Raw genomic sequence first — 19,955 nt, forward strand, 5'->3', positions numbered from 1 at the left:
CTCCCCCTCCACGTGCCCGCCCTCAGGGGTGAGGCGGGTGCTCACCCGAAGGTTAGGCGGGGTGCACCCCACCCCGCCAACTCGCTTTGCCCGAGACGCGGGTCACACGGTCGCGTGGCCGGGCCGACGCTTGCGCTGCCGCTCGATCAGCTTCTCCTGGAGGTGCACCCCGTCGCTGGCGTGGCGGCTCCACTCGCCGTCCGGTCCGAGCAGCCAGGCGTCCGTCCCCTCGTCGAACGCGAGGTCGAGGACGGCGCCCACCTCGGCCACCGAGCCCTCGTCGGGGAGCCGGACGAGCACCTCGACGCGGCGGTCCAGGTTGCGGTGCATCATGTCGGCCGAGCCGATCCAGCACTGCGGGTCGCCGCCGTTCTCGAACCAGAACACCCGGCTGTGCTCGAGGAACCGGCCGAGGACCGAGCGGACGGTGATGTGCTCGCTCAGACCCGGCACCCCCGGGCGCAGGGCGCAGATGCCGCGCACCAGCAGCTCGACGGACACGCCCTCCTTGGAGGCCAGGTAGAGGGCGTCGATGATCGCCTCGTCCACCACGGAGTTGGCCTTGATCCGGATGCGGGCGGGCCGGCCGGCGCGGTGGTGGCCGATCTCGGTGTGGATGGCGTCCACGAGCCCGGAGCGCACGGAGTCGGGCGCGACCAGCAGCTCGTCGTAGGAGGCGTTGCGCGACCAGCCGGAGAGGTTGTTGAACAGGTGGCCGACGTCCTCGGTCACGGACTCGTTGGTGGTGAGCAGCCCGAGGTCCTCGTACATGCGCGAGGTCTTGGGGTTGTAGTTGCCGGTGCCGATGTGGGCGTAGCGGCGGATGCCGTCGCCCTCCGAGCGCACCACCAGCGACAGCTTGCAGTGGGTCTTGAGCCCGACCAGGCCGTAGACCACGTGGCAGCCGGCGTGCTCGAGCTTGCGGGCCCAGCGGATGTTCGCCTGCTCGTCGAAGCGGGCCTTGATCTCGACGATCACCAGCACCTGCTTGCCGGCCTCGGCGGCGTCGATGAGGGCGTCGATGATGGGGGAGTCGCCGGACGTCCGGTAGAGCGTCTGCTTGATCGCCAGCACGTGCGGGTCGGCGGCCGCCTGCTCGAGGAACCGCTGCACCGAGGTGGAGAACGAGTCGTACGGGTGGTGCAGCAGGACGTCGTGGCGGCGCAGCGCCTTGAACACGTCCACGGGCGCCGCGGACTCGACCTCGGCCAGCCGCGGGTGCGTGGTCGGCACGAACGCGGGGTACTTCAGCTGCTCGCTGGGCAGGTCGGCCAGCCCGTGCAGGCCGCGCAGGTCGAGCGGGCCGGGCAGGCGGAACACCTCGGGCTCGGAGATGTCGAGCTCGGAGACGAGCAGCTCCAGGACGTCGTCGTCGATCGACTCCTCGACCTCCAGGCGCACCGGCGGGCCGAACCGGCGCCGCAGCAGCTCCTTCTCGAGCGCGGCGAGCAGGTTCTCGGCGTCGTCCTCCTCGACCTCGAGGTCCTCGTTGCGGGTGACCCGGAACGTGTGGACCTTGAGGATCTCCATCCCCGGGAAGAGCCGGTTGAGGTGCTCGCCGATGACGTCCTCGAGCGGGACGAAGCGCTGGTTGCCCAGCGGCACGAAGCGGCTGAAGATCGGCGGCACCTTCACCCGCGCGAAGTGCTCCTTGCCGGTCTTGGGGTTGCGGATGAGCACCGCGAGGTTGAGCGAGAGCCCCGAGATGTAGGGGAAGGGGTGCGCCGGGTCGACGGCCAGCGGCGTGAGCACCGGGAAGATGCGCTCCTTGAACATCCGCTTGCACTGCTTCTGCTCGTCGCGGTCCAGCTCGTCCCACCGCAGGAGCTGGATGCCCTCCTCCGCCAGCGCGGGGAGCACGTGGTCGCGGAAGGCGACCGACTGACGCAGCGTGAGCTCGTGGGCGGTGGCCCAGATCTGCTCCAGCACCTCGCGGGGCATCAGGCCGGACGCCGCGCGCACGGCCACGCCGGCCGCGATCCGGCGCTTGAGGCCGGCCACGCGGACCATGAAGAACTCGTCCAGGTTCGAGGTGAAGATCGCCAGGAACCGGCAGCGCTCCAGCAGCGGGAGCGACGGGTCCTCCGCCAGCTCCAGGACGCGCTGGTTGAAGCGCAGCCAGGAGAGCTCGCGGTCGAGGAACCGGTCGTCGAACTCCGCGATCCCGGCCAGGCTGTCGGGGTCGGGCACGTACGGCGGCTCGATGTCGAACGGCTCGTTGGGTGCGGCATCGGCGTTCTCGACGATCTCGGCGGACATGGGCCCATCCTTCCACCTCCCGGCGGCTCGGGGGAGCCGCCCCGGAGGTGGTTCGCCGAGCGTTCGCCCCGGTGTTGACGTGGGGACGACGAGGGGGTCGACGAGGCGTCGACGGGGTGTGCGGGTAGCACCTCCGAGCCCTCGCCGAGGGGGTCCGCGGGGGCGTGCGACCTCGTCCGTGACGGCCCGAACATCAGTGCACGAGAGTGTCCCAGCCGTCTGGACCAATCGTGTGACGGGCGCAACGAAAGGGCGTCACGGGCATCTTCACGTACTCCCACAACCCACAAATCAGGCAAAAAGCCCCTGTCTTCGGCGTGTCCTACCTAGGTTGACGACGGTTGTTGGTGAATACCTAGGGGGGTTCTGTGGTCACGGTCACTGCCGGGACGTCGAGGGGCGTGCGCCGCCGGGCGCGGGTCGCTCTGGCCGCTGCTGCGCTCGCGTGCCCGCTGGCGGTGCCGGTGCTGCTGCCCGCCGCCGCGTCCGCCGAGACGACGCCGACGAGCGGCTCGGTGACGGTCGAGGGCGAGGGCGGTTCGTCGACCTCGGTCCCCGTCCCGGACGGCGTCCGGCTGCGCGGCCTGACCGCCACGCTGTCCGTGGCCGGCACGGCTCCGGCGAGCGTCCGCCTCACCGTCGACGGCCACCAGGTGGCGCGGGTGCGGGCGAAGGACGGCGCGACGGTCCGCCTCCCCGCGAGCACCTCGGACATCGAGGACGGCTACGTCACCGTCGGCGTGATCGTCGGTGACGACGTGTGCGGCGACTCCGACAGCGAGGTCTCGCTCTCCGACTTCACGCTCTCCTACTCCGGCCGGCCCACCGTGCCCAGGACGGTCGGCGACTTCTTCTCCGACGCGGTCACCGACGTGCAGGTGGTGATCCCCAGCGACGCCACGGACGACGTGGTGGAGGCGGGCCTCGCCGCGGTCGCCGCCGTCGCGGACCGCTACCGCGGCGACACCGACGTCACGATGGTGCTCGGCGGCGCGACGAAGGCCGGCCCGCTCGTGCGGCTGGTGATGCTCGACTCCGCGGACTCGCTCTCGGCGAGCGTCCGCACCTCCGGCGAGACGCCCGTGCTCGAGATCGACGGGCAGGACCAGGACCTCGCGGACGCCGCGGCGGCCCTCGACAGCGACGGCCTGGCCCTGGGCGGGACCGGCGCGGTCACCGCGCTCTCCGACCAGGCCTCCGGCGCCACGACGGCGAGCGCGACGGCCGCCGCCGACGGCGAGGACGTGCCGCTGGCCGACCTCGGGATCGAGGACATCACGCTCGACGGCAGCGGCACGGCGTCCAGCTACGACGTCGTGCGCCAGGACGTGTTCGGCGGCTCCGTCGACGGGCTCGACCTGCACCTGACCGGCGTGCACACGGCCGTGCCGAGCGACGTGGACGCCCGGGTGGACGCCTACCTCAACGGTCACCTGGTCGGCTCGCAGGCGCTGGGCGAGGACACCGGCCTCACGCTCGACCTGCACGCCGACGGCGACGACCTGCGCGGCGACAACGCGCTGGAGCTGCGCCTGGTGAGCACCTGCTCGGCCTCGGGCCTGCCGATCGACGTGGAGATCTCCGGCAGCGACTCGACCGTCTCCGCCACCCGCGGGACCGGCGACCTCGGCGCCCTCGCCAGCTGGCCCCAGGTGGCGCCCGGTGCGCTGGCGGTGGCCGTCGGGTCGGCGGCGTCCTCGACGCCCGACGCGGCGGTGGACGCGGCGACCCTGCTCGTGGCCCTCCAGCGGGCCTCGACCGACCAGATCGTGCCCGAGCTCGTCGACGCCTCCGACCTCGAGGACGGCTCGCGCAGCGGCCTCCTCGTGGGCGCGGGGGAGGACGACTCCGACGCCCTCGACGCCGGCCTCTCGCTCTCGGACCTGCGGGTGCTCGACACCGGCTCCGGCTCCTTCGCGCTGGCCAGCAGCTCGCCGTTCGCGGCCCTGCAGTCGGTGCGGGTCGGCAGCCACGACGTCCTCGTGCTCGGCGGGTGGGAGCCCGACAACGCCGACGGCGATGACGTCGCCCTCATGCACACCGTCGCCGCGTGGGTGGGGCGCAAGGGCTGGTCGGAGGTGACGGGCACCTACGTGGTGGCCAACGACGCCGGGACGGTGGCGCAGCTCGCCGCGGACACCGCCACCCCGCAGGAGGCCGTCATCGACCGCACCGGGAGCTCGGTGTGGTGGCTGGTGCTGGGCGGGGCCGCCCTGGCCCTGCTGCTCGCCCTCGGGTGGGTGGCGCGGCGCCGGCAGCGGGTCGCGCTGGCCCGGCTGGTGCACGCGCAGCAGGCGTACGACGCGACCGGGCCGTCGCAGGCGTGACGCGGCGCGGGCTGACGAGCGACTGACGAGCGACTGACGAGTACTGCCCGAGGCACCTGGCTGACGGCACCGGACGACGAGCGGAGGGGGGACATGGACGAGCACAGCGCGGGCGGCGCGACCGGGACGGTCGACGTCGAGTTCCTCGGGCTGCGCGAGGACGACCTCGTCACCGGTGCCGCCCCCGTCGTCGCCCTGGACGGCGTGGTGCCGGCCGTCGAGACCGGGCCGCTGCGGCTGCGGCGGTCGGGTGCGCTGTCGGGTGCGCGGTCGGGTGCTGGCGCCCGGGACGCGCACGCGCCCACCGCGGCGCCGGTGCTCCCGGGCGAGTCGGGCGTGCCGGACGGCGGGCGGGCCGGCGTCCTGCTTGATCCGGCGCTCGATCCCGCGCTGGAGCCTGCGCCCGCGCCCACCCGGGCCGCCGCGCCCCGCTCGCGCGGGCGGCGGGTGCGGGGGACGTGGTGGGTCTTCGCGACCGGCCTGCTCGTGGGCGCCGTGGCCTCCGCGTGGGGGCTGCGCGCCGGGTGGCTGATGGACTACGGCGACGCGATGGCGCACCTGACGATCGCCCGCCGCATCCTCGACTCGCGCAGCCCGGGCATCTCCCAGCTCGGGACGGTCTGGCTGCCGGTGCCGCACCTGGTGCTGCTGCCGTTCGTGCAGTCGCTGTGGCTGTTCCACACCGGTCTGGCGGGCAGCATCGTCAACACGCTGTGCCTGGCGTCGACGGCGACGGCGGTCTTCCGGATCGGGGCCCACCTCGGGCTGGGGCTGCCGGCGCGGCTCGCGGCGGTGGCCGTGGTGCTCACCAACGTCAGCCTCCTCTACGTCGCGACGACCGCCCTCACCGAGCCGCTGCTGCTGGCGCTCATGACGGGCGCGGTCGCGGGCGCGACGGGGTGGGTGTTCAGCGAGCGGAAGCTGAGCGGCGGCGAGCTGACGGTGTTCTGCGGCGTCCCGCTCGGCCTCTCCGTCCTCACCCGGTACGAGGCCTGGCCTCTCGCGCTGGCCTGCGGCATCTACGTGGCGATCGTGGTGCTGCGGCGCGGCGACGGCTGGGGGCGCGCGGTGCGGCTGACGCTCGGGCTGGCCACGCCGTCCCTGCTCGGCATCGCCTGGTGGCTGGCGTACAACCAGGCGGTCTACGGCAGTCCGCTGGAGTTCCTGACCGGCGAGTACTCGGCCTCGGCGTTCGCCGACACGTACGCGGCGCGCGGGCAGCTGACGACCGCCGGCCACCTCGGGCTGAGCCTGCGGGTGATGTGGGCGGCGCTGACCGACACCGTCGGCCTGGTGCCGCTCGTGCTGGCCGGCGCCGGCCTCGCGCTGCTGACCTGGCGCCGCGGGCTCGACGACCGCGCCCTCGCGCTGTGGGTGCTCGGCGCCCCGACCGTCTTCCTCACGTTCTCCCTGTTCGCCGGGCAGCACGTCATGTTCAACGACGCCTCGATCCCCACCGGCGCCTACAACAACCGGTACGTGCTCTCGGCGGTGCCGTGGGTCGCGTGCCTCGTGGCCTACCTCGTGGACGTCGTCTCCATGCCCGTGCTGCCGGGGCGGCTCGCGACGCTCACGACCCGGGTGCTGGGGCCGGTGCGGCTGCGGGGCGCGGTGGTGGCCGGGCTCGTGGCGGTCGGGCTCGTCGGCCAGGTGCTGTGGTGGGCGGGCGACCCGTACGGCCGGATGGTCGTCGTCGAGGAGGGCCACCTGCAGGCCGTCGACTACGTCGACCGCAAGGCCGCCGCGACCTGGCTCGGTGAGCACTACGACGGCGGCGACATCCTCATGGACGAGAGCGCGACCCTCGTCGCGCCCGTCATCGGCCTGCCGCAGCGCGACTTCTGGAACCGAGCCACCGGCGACCTCTTCGACGAGGCCCTCGCCGACCCGTACGACCACGCCCGCTGGGTGTGGGTGCGCGTGGACCTCACCGCCGACGAGCTCAGCAACTCCTCCTCCGCCGACCGCGTCGCTGCCGCCGTCGCCGCCGACCCCGCGCTGCTCTCGCGGTACGTCGTCGCGTACGTGAACGAGGACGTCGCGATCTACCGCCGGATCGGGGACCCGTCGTGAGCGGGGGTTCCGGGGAGCCGCGGGGGGGTCAGCCGCCGCGGGCGCCGCGTCCCGTCTACCGCCCTGCGCCTTCGAAGGGGCCGGGTGGTGCTGGTGCTGGCGCTGCCGGTGCTGCTCCGGCGGGTGCGTCTGGGGGCGGTGCTACGTCGGCCGCCGGCCCCCGCCGTCCTGCCCCGCGTGTGTACCGTCCGGCGCCGTCCAAGCGTGCCCCCGCGGCTGATGAGGCGGCTGCGGCGGCTGCTGCGGCTGCTGCGGCTGCTGCGGCCGATGAGGCTGCTGAGGCCGCTGGTGAGTCGCGGGGGGCTGCCCCGGGGCCGGCCGAGCGTTCGGTCCTCGTGTCCGCGAGGACCGTTCTGGCCCGCGACGAGTCCTCCCACGCTCAGCAGGCACCGGCTGAGGACGCTTCGGTCCTCGCGCCCACGAGGACCGAAGCGGAGCAGCCGCCCGGGGCCGGTGCCGACGCGGCTGGGCCTGGTGCTGGCGGGTCGGCCGGCACTGCTGAGTCCGCTGGTGCTGCTGAGCCCGCTGAGGCGCTGCTGCCGGCCGATCAGCCTTCGGTCCTCGCGGACACGAGGACCGAACGCCTCCCCGACGAGGGTGTCCACGCTCAGGAAGACCCGGCTGCGGAGGCTTCGGTCCTCACGGGGCACGGGAACCGGCTGTCGGGCGGCGCGCTGCCGGCCGGGACACCGTCGGTCGAGGAGCTCACCCAGCAGGTGGCCCGCGAGGTGGCCGCCGAGAACGCGCATCGCCGGGCTGCCGCCAAGGCTGCGGCCGAGCGGCAGGCGGCGAGGCGGCACGACGACTGGGTCGAGGTCGAGCGCCGTGAGCGCGACCGCATCGCGGCCGAGCGGCTCGCCGCTGCCCGGCTCGAGGCGATCGAGGAGGAGCGACTCGCCGCCGAGCAGGCTGAGGCGGAGCGTCTGGCTGCCGAGCGTGCGGAGGCGGAGCGTCTTGAGGTAGCTCGTCGTGAGGCTGAGCGCCTCGCGGCTGAGCGGGCCGCGGCTGCACGGCTGGAAGCGGCTCGGCTTGCCGAGGAGCGGCGGCTCGAGGCCGAGCGCCTGGAGGCTGCACGCCGTGAGGCCGAGCGTCTTGAGGCCGAGCGTCTTGAGGCAGCTCGCCTGGAGGCGGAGCGGCTCGAGGCGGAGCGGCTCGAGGCAGTTCGTCGTGAGGCCGAGCGTCTTGAGGCAGCTCGCCTGGAGGCGGAGCGGCTCGAGGCAGTTCGTCGTGAGGCTGAGCGGCTAGAGGCCGAGCGGCTAGAAGCCGAGCGGCTTGAGGCAGCGCGCCGGGAAGCAGAGCGCCTGGAGGCGGAAAGGCTCGCGGCCGAACGGGCTGAAGCCGAGCGCCTGGAGGCGGAGCGGATCGAGGCTGCCCGCCGTGAGGCAGCCCGCCTGGAGGCAGCGCGCCGCGAGGCCGAGCGGCTGGCCGCCGAGCGGGCCGCGGCGGAGCGGGCCGAGGCGGAGCGGGCCGAGGCCGCCCGCATCGAGGCAGCCCGCATCGAGGCAGCCCGTCTGGCGGCGGAGCGGGCCGAGGCCGAGCGACTCGCCGAGCAGCGGCTGGCCGCGGAGCGCGAGCAGCTGGAGGCGGAGCGTCGTCGGCTGGAGGCGGAGCGGCTCGCGGCCCAGCGCGCCGAGGCGGAGCGCCTGGAGGCGGAGCGCGTCGAGCGCGAGCGCCTGGAGGCCGAGCGGGCCCAGCTGGAGGCGGAGCGCCGGCGCCTGGAGCAGGAGCGACTGGCGGCCGAGCGGGCGGAGGTCGAGCGGCGGGAGGCGGCCGAGGCCGAGGCCCGGCGCCGCGCCGAGGCCCAGGCCGAGCAGGACCGCCTCGAGGCCGAGCGCCGCGAGCAGCAGCGTCGGGAGGAGGCGCAGCAGGCCGCGGCCCGGCGCGACGCCGAGCGGCAGGAGCTGGAGCGCCTCGAGCTGGAGCGCGTCGCCGCCGAGCGCGCCGAGGCCGAGCGGCGCGAGCGCGCCGAGGCCGAGTGGCTCGCCGCGGAGCAGGCAGAGGCCCGTCGCCTGGAGGCCGAGCGCGCGGAGGCCGAGCGCTTCGCCGGCGAGGCCCGTCGACTCGCCGCCGAGGCGGAGCGGCTCCTCCGGGAGGCCGCCGAGGCCGAGCGCGCCGTCGAGGAGGCGCAGCGCGCCCTGGCCGAGCTCGAGCGCGCCGAGCACGAGGCGCGTCAGCGCGCCGAGGCCGAGCACCTCGCCCGGGAGCGGGCCGAGGCCGAGCGGCTGGAGGCGGACCGCCTCGCCCAAGTCCAGGCGGCGGAGGCGGAGGCCGAGCGCCTGGCCGCCGAGCACGCGCAGCAGGCCGAGGCCGAGCGGCTCGAGGCAGAGCGGGTGGACGCTGCGCGGGCCGAGTCCGAGCAGGCCGCCGCCGCGCTGGCAGCGCAGGGGGCGGTCGAGGCCGAGCGCGCCGCCCTCGAGCAGGCCGAGCACGACCGGCTCCTCGCCGAACGCGCCGAGCGGGAGGCCGAGGAGGCTGAGAGCGCCCGCCGACCCAGCCGTCGGGGCGGCCTCCTGAGGCGCCTCCTCGGCACCACGGACACCCCCGGCGCCGGCGCCCCCGGCGCTCCCACGGGCGAGCCGATGGCCGAGCAGCCGGCGGAGCAGACGGCAGCGGGGGAGCCCGGCGACGCGACGGAGCCCTCGGGCGACGGTCCGGACCGACCCCAGTTCACCCTGCTGCGCGGGTTCCTCGAGGACGCCCTCTCCACCTCCGAGCAGGAGGGGCCCGCGGCCGCCGAGGCGTCCGCCACGCCCGCAGCCGAGCAGACGCCCGACGTGCCCGCCCACGACCCGGCCACCGCCGACGTGACCGCGCCCGCCGCGAGCCACGCCGACACCGCGGACGACACCGCCGATGACACCGCCGATGACACCGCGGGCGACACCGCGGGCGACACCGCCGACACCGCCGACACCGCCGCCGCGGCCGACGACCGCGCCGCCGACGAGCCCGACGCCGACGCGACGGCCGAGACCCACACCGACGCCACCACCGACGAGACCCACCCCGCCGCGGACACCCACGCGGACACCCACGCGGACACCCACGCGGACACCCCCGACGACACCCCCGACGACACCCCCGAGGACACCGACGACGACGGCCCCGGCACCCCGGGCACCGGGCTGGGCCGCACCCCCGGCAACGACGGCCCGGCCGGCGGCCACCACCGCCCCGACCCGGGCCTCCTGCACGTCACGGACGGCAGCGGCGCGCTGGCGCTGCTCGCGGACGCACCGGACCTCGACACCGTCCTCACCGACCCGGTCCGGCACCCGCAGGCGCGGCAGGCCCGGCACACCCAGGACGCGTCGGAGCACCGCGCGGACCACACCGGCCTGACCGTCGTCCTCCCGCAGGACGACCAGCCCGACCAGAGCAACAAGACCGACCAGCAGAACAAGACCGACCAGCCCGACCCCTTCACCACCCGGCTGCCCGCGGGCCTGCTGGTGGACCGCGCGGGCACCCGGGCGCCGGGCGACGTCCTCGGCACGGTCGAGGACGACGTCACCCCGGAGCTCCTGCGCGAGCACGTCACCGAGCACCAGCACACGGGGGACGCGTGGCCGCTCACGGCGGCGGACCTGGCGCTGCCCCACCTCGCCCCGCTCGACCTGGAGGCACACCCGGCGGACCCGTACCTGTCGAGCCGCATGAGCTACCGCACCGCCCTGCGCGAGGGCTGGCTGCCGTGGCGGGCGGCGGACGGCGTCCTCGTGGTGGCGACGCTGGGGGAGCCGACCGCGGAGGTCCGGGCGAGCATCGCGGCGCACGTGGCGGCCGACGAGGTGCGGTTCCGCTCGGTGACGAGCGCGCAGCACTGGGCCGAGGTCGAGCGGCTGCACCGGCCGCGGCTGCTGTTCCACGCGGCTGACTGGCTGGCCGAGCAGAACCCCGAGGCGTCCGCCCGCAGCGGCCTGACCCGCTGGCAGCAGTGGGCCCCGCTCGCGCTGCTCCTCGCGCTCGTGGCCGGACTGGTGGCGTCCCCGATGCTCACCACGATCCTCACGCTGACCCTGGCCAGCGTCCTGTTCACCGCCTCGGTCCTGTTCAAGACCGCGGCGGCGGCGCTGGTGCCGGTGCGCCGGCTGCGCGAGCAGCGGGCCCGCCTGGCGGAGATGAAGGCCCGCGAGGCGGAGGGGCTGGCGCCGATCTGGCGCGACCGGGTGCCGGACGACGAGCTGCCGATCTACACCGTCCTCGTGCCCGCGTACCACGAGGCGTCCGTCGTGGAGAAGGTCCTCACGAACGTCGGCGTGCTCGACTACCCGACGGACAAGCTCGACGTGATCCTCCTGCTCGAGGAGGACGACACGGAGACGCTGGCCGTCGCCCGGGCGATGAACCCGCCGGACTACGTGCGGATCGTCGTGGTGCCGGCCGGCTCCCCGCAGACCAAGCCCCGCGCCTGCAACTACGGCCTGGCGTTCGCCCGCGGCCGCTACGCCGTCATCTTCGACGCCGAGGACCGCCCCGACCCCGACCAGCTCCGCAAGGCCGTCGAGGCGTTCAGCCGCGACGAGTTCGAGCGGGCCACCGGCCTGAGCGACCGGCCGCCGCTGGCCGTCGTCCAGGCGTCGCTGCACTACTTCAACGCCGACTACAACGTGCTCACGCGGCTGTTCGCGATCGAGTACGCGCACTGGTTCGAGGCGATGCTGCCGGGCATGGAGATGATGCGTCTCCCGCTGCCGCTGGGCGGCACGTCGAACCACTTCGACACCGAGGTCCTGCGGGCGCTGGGCGCCTGGGACCCCTACAACGTCACCGAGGACGCCGACGCCGGGCTGCGCGTGACCCTCATGGGCTACCGGGTCGGCGTGATCTCCTCCTCCACCGGCGAGGAGGCCTGCTCGGCCACGGCCGCCTGGGTGCGCCAGCGGACCCGCTGGATCAAGGGCTACCTCATGACCACGGCGGTCAACACCCGCCACCCGGTCCGGTTCGTGCGCCGCACGGGCCTCGGGGGCGTCGTCGGCATGTTCGGCCTCGTCGCGGCCACCCCGGTCGCGTTCATGGCCTACCCGCTGGCCCTGCTGTTCAGCCTCGTCATCGGCCTCGGCGTGCACCTGCCGGGCGTCGTCCTGCCGGACGTGCTCGTGCGCGTCGGCACCGTCTCCTTCATCGCCGGCAACCTCGTCATGGTCGTCGCCGCGGGCCTGGCCGCGGCGTGGCGCTACACCTGGCGCATCGGCGCGTTCGCCCCGCTGTACCCCGTCTACTGGCTGCTGCACTCGGTGGCCGCGTGGCGGGCGTTCTACCAGGTCCTGTTCGACCCGCACCGGTGGGAGAAGACCCCGCACGGACTCACCGAGGACTACGAGAGCGATGCCCATGCCTGAGCAGCCCGCCCAGCAGTCGATCCAGCAGTCGAACCACGAGCCGGTCACGCAGCCGACCCCGCAACCGGCCCCCCAGCCGCCCCATCACCCGGCCCCGCCTGCGGTCACGGCCGTCCCGTCGTCCGGGCCGGGAAGCCTCCCGCGCGACGTGCCGGGCCCGGACGTCACGCGCCCGCTGCGCCCCCGCGTCGCCTACGTGCTGCCCGTGTACAACGAGGGCGAGAACCTCGCCTACTTCCACGCGACGCTGGTGGGCGCGCTGCGGGCGCGGCCGGACCTCCAGGTGGAGTTCGTGTACGTGGACGACGGCTCGCGCGACGACTCCCTCGACCAGCTGCTCATGCTGCGCGAGCAGGACCCCCGCGTCACCGTGCTCTCGCTGTCGCGCAACCGCGGCCACCAGACGGCCGTCACCGCCGGGCTCGACGTGGTCGAGGACGCCGACGCGGTGATCGTCATGGACACCGACCTCCAGGACCCGCCGTCGATCAGCCTCGAGATGGTGCACCGCTGGGAGCTCGGTGCCGACGTGGTCTACGGCCAGCGCCGCAGCCGGCAGGACACGCACTTCAAGCGCTGGACGGCGTTCGCCTTCTACTGGGTGCTCGACAAGCTCTCCGACGTCGCGATCCCGCGCAACACCGGCGACTTCCGGCTGATGGACCGCCGCGTCGTCGCCGAGGTGGCCCGCTACCGCGAGCACGACCGCTTCCTGCGCGGCATCGTCGCGCACGTCGGGTTCCGCCAGGAGGCGCTGCTCTTCGACCGCGACGCGCGGTTCGCCGGCACGTCCGGCTACCCCCTGCGCACGATGCTGCGCTTCGCCGCCAACGGCATCATCGGGTTCTCCACCACGCCGCTGTCGATGATCTCCCGCCTCGGCGGGTTCATCTCGGCGCTGTCGGTGCTGGTCGCGGCCTACATCGCCGGGGTCAAGATCTTCACCCCGGAGCACGCGGTGCCCGGGTGGGCGTTCCTGGGCGTCGGCATGTTCCTGCTGTCGGGCCTGCAGATCATGATGATCGGCGTCATCGGGTCCTACCTCGGACGCGTGTACGCGCAGAGCCAGGGCCGGCCGCTGTACTCGCTGGCGCTGTTCGCGCGCGGCGTGCCCGCGGGCACGCCCCGCCGCCCCGACCCGGCCGAGCTGGGGCTGGCCGGGAACGTGGCCAGCAACGTCGGCGCCGGGAACGTCGCGATCAGAGGGACGGCCGCCAGCGACGCAGCTCGCGGCTGAACGCCTCGGCGTCGACCATGCTGCGGTCGACCGTCATGGGCTCCTGCCCGGCGTTCGCCAGCTCGACGCGCCAGCCCCGCGAGCCCGGCTCGCCGGACATCGTCACCGCGGTGGCGCCGTCGTAGACGTCGAAGCGCTCGGCCTCGTCGCGGTGCCGCACGGTGACGACGCCGAGGGAGTCGATCTCCACCGACGCGGGCGCCTTGCGCAGCACCAGCGCCACCACGAGGAGGACGACGGCCACGACCGCCGCGCCCACCATGAGCGGGTGGGCGGAGGCCACGTCGGCGAACGGCTGCGACCAGTCGGCGAGGATCGCGGAGTAGGCGGTGACGCCGGCCGCGACCGCGGCCAGCACCAGCAGCAGCGAGGAGACGGCGTTGCCGCGGCTGCCGGAGACCGCCACGGACGCCGGTCCGGGGTCCACCGCACCGGCGGCAGCGGGCCGGGAGACGGCAGGGGCCGCAGCCGCCGCCGTCGGCTCCCCGCCCCGCGGGCCGGTGCCGGCCTCGGCGGCGCGCAGCCGCGCGGTGACCTCGGCGAGCTGCGCGGTGAGCTCCTCGACGCGCTGCTCGGCGGAGAGCCGGTCCTGGTAAGCACCCTCGACCAGCTCGTGCGCGTGCCGGACGGAGGACTCGACGGCCTGGCGCTCGACCTCGCGCTGGGCCAGGGCGTCCTCGGCCTCGCCGCGCAGGCGTGCGGCTTCGGCGGCCGCGTTCTCGGCGGCGATCCGGGCCTGGACGGCCTCGGCGAGCTCGGCGGCGTGCCGCTGCTCGGCGGAGGCGATGTCCTGCAGCGCCTCGACGGTGCGCTGCTCGGCGGCCTCGCGCTCGGCCTGGGCGGCGGCAGCCGTCTCGGCGGCGGCGCGCGCGGACTCCTCGGCCTCGGCGCGCAGCCCGGCGGCCGCGGCAGCGGCCGCCTCCGCGACGGTGCGGGCCTGGTGCGCCTCGCCGGCCTGGCGGGCCTCGGTCGCGGCGGCGGCCTCGGCGGCGGCGCGGCCCTCGTGGGCCATGCGCGCGGTCTCGGCCTCCTGCTCGGCGGCCCGGTGGGCGGCGGAGAGCGCCGCGGCGGCCGCGGCGGCGGCGACGGCCTGCTCGCGCGCGGACTCCTCCGCGGCGTGCCGCTCGTCCTGGGCGGTGCGGGCCTGCTCGGCGGACGCCAGCGCGGACTGCTCGGCGGCCTGGCGCTCGGCCTGGGCCCGGCCGGCGGCCTCGGTCGCGGCGGCAGTGGCCTGCTCGGCGGCCTCGCGGGCCGCGGCGGCGACGCGGGCGGCCTCCTCGGCCACGGTCCGGGCCTGGTGCGCCTCCGCGGCCAGCCGCAGCTGCTCCTCGGTGGTGGCCTCGGCGGCGGCGCGGGCCTCGTGCGCGGCGCGCGCGGAGCCGGCCTCGGTCTCGGCGATCTGCCGGGCCTCGGTGAGCTCGGCGGCGGCGGTGAGCGCCGCGGTGGCCTGCTGCTGGGCGGCCTCCTCGGCGGCGCGGCGCTGCTGCTGGGCGACGTCCGCGGCCTCGGCAGCGACCAGGGCGGCGGCCTCGGCCCCCTCGCGGGCGGCCTGGGCGCCGGTGGCGGTCTCGGCGGCGGCGCGCGCGGCCTCCTCCGCCTCCCCGCGCAGCCGGGCGGACTCGGCGGCGGCCGCCTGCGCGGCCTCGTGCGCGGCGTGGGCAGCGGCGGCGGCCTCGGCCTGCTCCAGCGCGCGCTGGTCGGCCAGCGTCCGCTCGGCGTGGGCCTGCTCGGCGACCTGCTCGGCGGCGAGGCGCTGCTGCTGGGCGTCCTCGGCGACGCGGGCGGCCTCGGCGGCGGCCTGCTCGGCGCGGGTGCGGTCGCCGTGGGCGGCCGCGGCCTCCTCGGCCCGGGCGCGGGCCTCGGACTCGGCGTGGGCGCGCGCGGCCAGCGCGTCGGCGGCGGCCTGGCCCTGCTCGGCGGCGGTGGTCTCGGCGAGGGCGCGGGCGCTGATCGCCGCGGCGGCGCTCGTCTCGGCGGCCTCGCGGGCGGCGACGGCCTCGGCGGCGGTGGCCTCGGCGGCCTCGCGGGCCTCGGCGGTGGCCTGGGCGCGCTCCTCGGCCATCCGGGCGGCGTGCTCGGCGTTCTCCCGGTCGGAGTGGGAGAGGGTGGCGGCCTCGCCGTGGGCGGTGGCGGCCTGCTCGGCGGCCAGCCGGGCCGTGTGGGCCTGCTCGGCCTCGGCGATCCGGGCGGTGGCGGCCTCCTCGGCGGCCTGCCGGGCGGCGAGGGCCTCCTGGACGGCGGCGGCCCGCTCGGCCGCCTTCTTCTCGGCCTCGCGCTGGGCGTCGGCGGCGGCCGCGGCGGCCTGCTCGGCGTCCGTGCGGGCCCGCTGCGCCTCCTCGAGGGCCTCGGCGGTCTCGGCGGTGCGCTGCTCGGCCTCGTCCCGGCGCTGGACGTGCTCGAGGACGGCGGCCTCGGCGACCTCCCGCGCGGCGACCGCGTCGGCCAGCGCCCGCTCGGCGGCCTCGCGGGCCTGCTGGGCCTCGGCGGCGGCGCGGGCGTGCTCGGCGGCGGCCTCGTCCGCGGCCTGTCGCGCCCGGGCGGACGCGGCGGCGGCCTCCTCGGCGACCAGCCGCTCGGCGGCCTGCTCGCTGGCGGCCTGCTCGGCGCTCACGCGGAGCCCGGCGGCGCGCTCGGCGGCCGCGGTCTGGGCCGCGATCCGCGACTGCATCTCCTCGAGGGTGGGGGCGTCGAGGGGCGTCTCGCCCTTGCGGCGGCGCCAGCGGCTGGAGGAGGCGCCCGAGGCGGGATCGGTGGGCGGCGTCGCGGAGCTGTTCATGGCGGGCTCAGGCTACCGTGGCGGTCCCTTCCGTCACTCCTTCCCCGCCCACTCCGAGGGCGGGGACGGTCACGTCGCGGCGTCGGCCCAGGGGGAGGGTCAGTAGACGAGCGCCTGCACCCCGTCGGCGAGGACCTCCTCGGCGAACACCGCGGCACCGGCGATCCGGACGCCGGGCAGGGTGTCGGCCTCGCCGATCGAGCGGCGCGCGGCGCACTGCCCGCACACCGTGACCGTGCCGAGCTCGCGCACGAGCCCGATCAGCTCGTCGACGTCCGTGGCGTGGGGGAGGTCGAGGCTGCGCCCGTGGTCGGGGGTGCCCCACCACGCGGACTCGCCCGTCAGCCACAGCGAGACCTGCGCGCCCGAGGCGGCCGCCGCCGCGGCCACCGTGAGGCCCTGGTTGGCGCGCTCGGGGGCGTCGGCTCCGGCGGTGACCTTGAGGACGAGGGGACGCATGGGGCGAGCCTAGGACGTGGCCCTGACCGGCCCCTCGAAGCAGACCGCTCAGCCTTTACCTCCGCGCGGGCGTGACGGCGCCACCGCTGGGTAGACACCTGTTCGGTGGCCGCCGCCGGCCGCCCGCAGCGGCCCCGGCCGCTGCCCACGGACGCGCCGTGGGCCCCTGCCCACAGCGCGCGGCGACGGCACGGACGCGGCGGAGGGGTTCGCATCCGGCCGTCGCCCCTTCCCCGGCCGCCTCCTCGGCGGGTGCCGGGGGAGGGGCTCCCGGGCGTCGGCACGCTTGGCCGGGTGAGGCGGGTGTTCGTTAGGCTCCTCGGGTGCCCATCGAGCTGCCCCCGAACCTGCACCTGAACTGCGCCCCCGTCGTCTGGCTGCTGGGGACGTGGCGCGGCAACGGCCACGGCGACTACCCGACCATCGACGGGTTCCAGTTCGGGCAGGAGATCGTCTTCCAGCAGGACGGCCGCCCGTTCTTCCACTACTTCGCCCGCTCCTGGATCGTCGACGAGCAGGGCAAGAAGGTCCGCGACGCCGCCCAGGAGACCGGGTTCCTCCGCTGCCCCGAGCGCGGCAAGGTCGAGCTGGTCATCTCGCACTCCAGCGGCATCAGCGAGATCTGGTACGGCGTGGCCGAGGACGGGAAGATCGAGATGCGCACCGCCGGCGTCTCGTACACCGAGTCCGCCAAGCCCGTCACCGGCGGCCACCGCCTCTACGGGAACGTCGACGGCGACCTGCTCTACGCCTACGACATGGAGGCCGTCGGCCAGGAGCTCCAGCCGCACCTGTGGGCGCGGCTCCAGCGGGCCTGACCGTTTCCACAGGGCGGGGCGCAGCGCCCCGGCCGCTCCTCCCGCCTGGCAGGATGGCGTCCGTGGAGGACGAGGACCTGCGTGACCGGCTCCGCGGCAGCGGCTACCGGATGACGCCCCAGCGCGAGCTCATCCTGCGCGCCGTCCAGGCCCTCGAGCACGCCACCCCGGACGAGGTGCTCGCCGAGGTCCGGCAGCACTCCGCCGCCGTCAACGCCTCCACCGTCTACCGCACCCTCGAGGTGCTGGAGACGCTCGGGCTGGTCCGCCACGCCCACCTCACCGATCGCGCCCCGACCTACCACGTCGTCGAGGAGCACGAGCACTTCCACCTCGTCTGCCGCGCGTGCGGCAAGGTGACGAGCGTGGACGCCGAGCAGGCCGCCGCGTTCGTGGAGCAGATCCGCGCCGGCCACGGCTTCGTGGTCGACCGCGGCCACCTCGCCGTGTTCGGCACCTGCGAGGTGTGCCCGCCGCCCGGGGCCGAGGACGAGCAGGAACACTCGCACCACGCGTCCCGTTAGGACTGTCATGCCCGACCCCAGCCCGCAGCCCAGCCGGCAGCCCAGCCCCCTGCTCGCCCTTCCCGGCGCGGTCGCCGGCGACGGCGTCGACGCCCCGGTGGCCGCCCACTACGGCTCCTTCCACGCCGAGCAGCGGCGGCTGGTGGCGAGCGAGGGCTTCGTGGACCTCTCGCACCGCGACGTCCTGCGCATCTCCGGCCCCGACCGCCTGACCTGGCTGCACGACCTCACCACCCAGTTCTTCCGCGACCTCGCGCCCGGCCGCTGGACCCACGCCCTCCTGCTCTCCCCGCAGGGCCACGTCGAGCACGCCTTCACCGGCGTCGACGACGGCGAGGCGTTCACGCTGCACACCGAGCCCGGCCGCGGCGAGGCGCTCCTCGCGTTCCTCACGCGGATGGTCTTCTGGAGCAAGGTCGAGCTCGAGGACGTCACCGACGAGCTGGCGGTCACCTGGCGCGCCAAGCCGGGGGTCGCCGTCGCGGTCGAGGACGCCGAGGAAGCCGGCGTCGAGCCGCACCGCCAGGGCTACGACCTGGTGCCGCGCGAGCAGCTGGCGTCCTACGCGGCCGCGGCCGGCCCCGCCGCCGGGCTCTGGGCCTTCGAGGCGCTGCGCATCGAGCGCGGCGAGCCGCGGCTGGGGATCGACACCGACGAGCGGACCATCCCCAACGAGGTCGGCTGGGTCGGCCCCGCCGTCCACCTGGACAAGGGCTGCTACCGCGGCCAGGAGACCGTCGCCCGCGTGCACACGCTGGGCCGGCCGCCGCGCCGGCTGGTGATGCTGCACCTCGACGGCACCGAGAACCGGCTCCCCGCGGCGGGCTCCCCGCTCACCGTGGCCGGGGACGAGCGCGGCAAGGAGATCGGGTTCGTCGGCTCGTCCGCGCGCCACCACGAGCTGGGCCCGATCGCGCTGGCCCTGGTCAAGCGCAACGTCCCGATCGACGCGACCCTCGTCGTCGACGGGATGCCCGCCGGCCAGGAGGTCGTCGTCGACCCGGAGGTCGGGCTGCACGTGCGGCCGACGCTGCGCTGAGCCTTCTCGCTCTTCGTGGGGGCCGGGCTCAGCCGCGCCGGTACATCACGTGCGTGTCGGTGGGGGCGTGGGTGAAGCCCAGCTTGTCGCGGTAGACGCGGACGGCGGGGTGGTTGTCGGACTCGACGTAGAGCAGCACCTCGGCGACCCCGAGGCCGTGCAGGTGGTGCAGCCCGGCGAGGGTGAGCACCGCCCCCAGGCCCCGGCCCTGCGCGGCGGGGGAGACCCCGACGACGTAGACCTCGCCCGTCGCGGCGTCGTGCTGCTTGGTCCAGTGGAAGCCGAGGAGCTCGCCCTCCCTGCCGCCCTCCCTGCCGCCCTCCACGGAGCGTGCAAGCAGCAGGCCGTCGGCCGAGAACCACGGCTCGGCCATCCGCTCGGCCAGGTTCGCGGCGTCCATGCCCCCCTGCTCGGGGTGGTGCGCGAAGGCTGCCGCGTTGACGGCGAGCAGGTCCTTGGCGTCGGCGGGGTTGAGACCGTCGTAGCCGCGGACGACCACGCCGTCCGGGACGACCAGCGGGGGCAGGGGCTCGCTCGTCGGGCGGCGCATCACCCAGAGCTCGCGGACGCGGTCGAAGCCGCGGCTGCGGGCCAGGGCGGCCGCGGCCGGGTGGTCGGCGTGGGACCAGGCGGCGAGCGGCTGCCCCGCTGCCTGCCCGGCGGGCTGGTCGTCCGCCTGAGCGAGCAGCGCGTCGAGCAGCCGCCCGCCCACGCCGGCGCCGCGCGCGTCCGGGTCGACGACCAGCGTCACCTCGCCGCCGCTGAGCAGCGCGAACCCGGCGTCCTCGACGAAAGCGGCGACCTTCTCCGGGTGCAGTCGCAGCGTCATCCGCGTGGCCTCGTCGAGCGGGTCGACGCCGTCGTGTCGTGCGGCGGCCCGGGCGACGTGGTCGATGCGTGCGTCCATGCCCGCCAACCTAGTCAACGCGTGATCGGGGTGGATGCGGTGCATCAGCTGCACCGCATCCACCCCGATCACGCACCGGCCGTCACGGCGGCCCTTCCGCCGCTACGGGGTCGCCGAGCGGCGGGCACGGGGCGGGTGCGGGGAACCGGCCGCGGGGCTACGGGGTCGGGGCGGGACGGACCTCCTCGCGG

General features: G+C 75.7%; 11 protein-coding genes. 7 read left to right on the top strand and 4 right to left on the bottom strand.

The features are described 5' to 3' along the window. Positions 1–102: 102 nt before the first annotated feature. On the bottom strand, positions 103–2,259 hold the full coding sequence (locus E8D37_RS17800; protein WP_136571151.1) for an RNA degradosome polyphosphate kinase: 2,157 nt from the start codon (positions 2,257–2,259) through the stop codon (positions 103–105). A 368-nt stretch (positions 2,260–2,627) separates the two neighbouring features. On the opposite strand from E8D37_RS17800, the gene E8D37_RS17805 reads away from it, so the two are divergent. From E8D37_RS17805 to E8D37_RS17820, 4 genes are all read left to right on the top strand, one after another. Further along, on the top strand, positions 2,628–4,586 hold the full coding sequence (locus E8D37_RS17805; protein WP_136571152.1) for an LPXTG cell wall anchor domain-containing protein: 1,959 nt from the start codon (positions 2,628–2,630) through the stop codon (positions 4,584–4,586). 93 nt (positions 4,587–4,679) lie between these two features. Continuing rightward, positions 4,680–6,659, top strand: coding sequence for a hypothetical protein (locus E8D37_RS17810; RefSeq protein WP_136571153.1), 1,980 nt, complete (start codon positions 4,680–4,682; stop codon positions 6,657–6,659). A gap of 716 nt (positions 6,660–7,375) precedes the next feature. Continuing rightward, positions 7,376–12,004: a glycosyltransferase gene (locus E8D37_RS20650; RefSeq protein ID WP_136571154.1), complete on the top strand. Its 4,629-nt coding sequence runs from the start codon at positions 7,376–7,378 to the stop codon at positions 12,002–12,004. Continuing rightward, positions 11,997–13,241: a glycosyltransferase family 2 protein gene (locus E8D37_RS17820; protein ID WP_136571155.1), complete on the top strand. Its 1,245-nt coding sequence runs from the start codon at positions 11,997–11,999 to the stop codon at positions 13,239–13,241. Before E8D37_RS20650 ends, E8D37_RS17820 begins: the two co-directional genes overlap by 8 nt. Here E8D37_RS17820 and E8D37_RS17825 read toward each other — a convergent pair. Beyond that, complete coding sequence (locus E8D37_RS17825) at positions 13,204–16,017, bottom strand: hypothetical protein (RefSeq protein WP_136571156.1); 2,814 nt, start codon at positions 16,015–16,017, stop codon at positions 13,204–13,206. The genes E8D37_RS17820 and E8D37_RS17825 overlap by 38 nt on opposite strands. Before the next feature lie 99 nt (positions 16,018–16,116). Further along, positions 16,117–16,476 carry a DsrE family protein gene (locus E8D37_RS17830; protein WP_136571157.1) on the bottom strand — a complete coding sequence of 120 codons (360 nt, stop codon included), beginning with the start codon at positions 16,474–16,476 and terminating at the stop codon, positions 16,117–16,119. A gap of 323 nt (positions 16,477–16,799) precedes the next feature. Between E8D37_RS17830 and E8D37_RS17835 the strand changes: the two genes are divergently transcribed. From E8D37_RS17835 to E8D37_RS17845, 3 genes are all read left to right on the top strand, one after another. Further along, on the top strand, positions 16,800–17,294 hold the full coding sequence (locus E8D37_RS17835; RefSeq protein ID WP_136571158.1) for an FABP family protein: 495 nt from the start codon (positions 16,800–16,802) through the stop codon (positions 17,292–17,294). A gap of 62 nt (positions 17,295–17,356) precedes the next feature. Further along, complete coding sequence (locus E8D37_RS17840; RefSeq protein ID WP_240770535.1) at positions 17,357–17,818, top strand: Fur family transcriptional regulator; 462 nt, start codon at positions 17,357–17,359, stop codon at positions 17,816–17,818. 7 nt (positions 17,819–17,825) lie between these two features. Continuing rightward, a complete protein-coding gene (locus E8D37_RS17845; RefSeq protein WP_136571160.1) occupies positions 17,826–18,857 on the top strand; it encodes a folate-binding protein YgfZ in 1,032 nt (343 codons plus the stop codon). 28 nt (positions 18,858–18,885) lie between these two features. On the opposite strand, the gene mshD is transcribed toward E8D37_RS17845, so the two are convergent. Further along, positions 18,886–19,764, bottom strand: coding sequence for a mycothiol synthase (gene mshD / locus E8D37_RS17850; protein WP_136571161.1), 879 nt, complete (start codon positions 19,762–19,764; stop codon positions 18,886–18,888). Positions 19,765–19,955: the final 191 nt, after the last annotated feature.

The organism is Nocardioides sp. GY 10127 (assembly GCF_004919085.1).
GTDB lineage: Bacteria > Actinomycetota > Actinomycetes > Propionibacteriales > Nocardioidaceae > Nocardioides.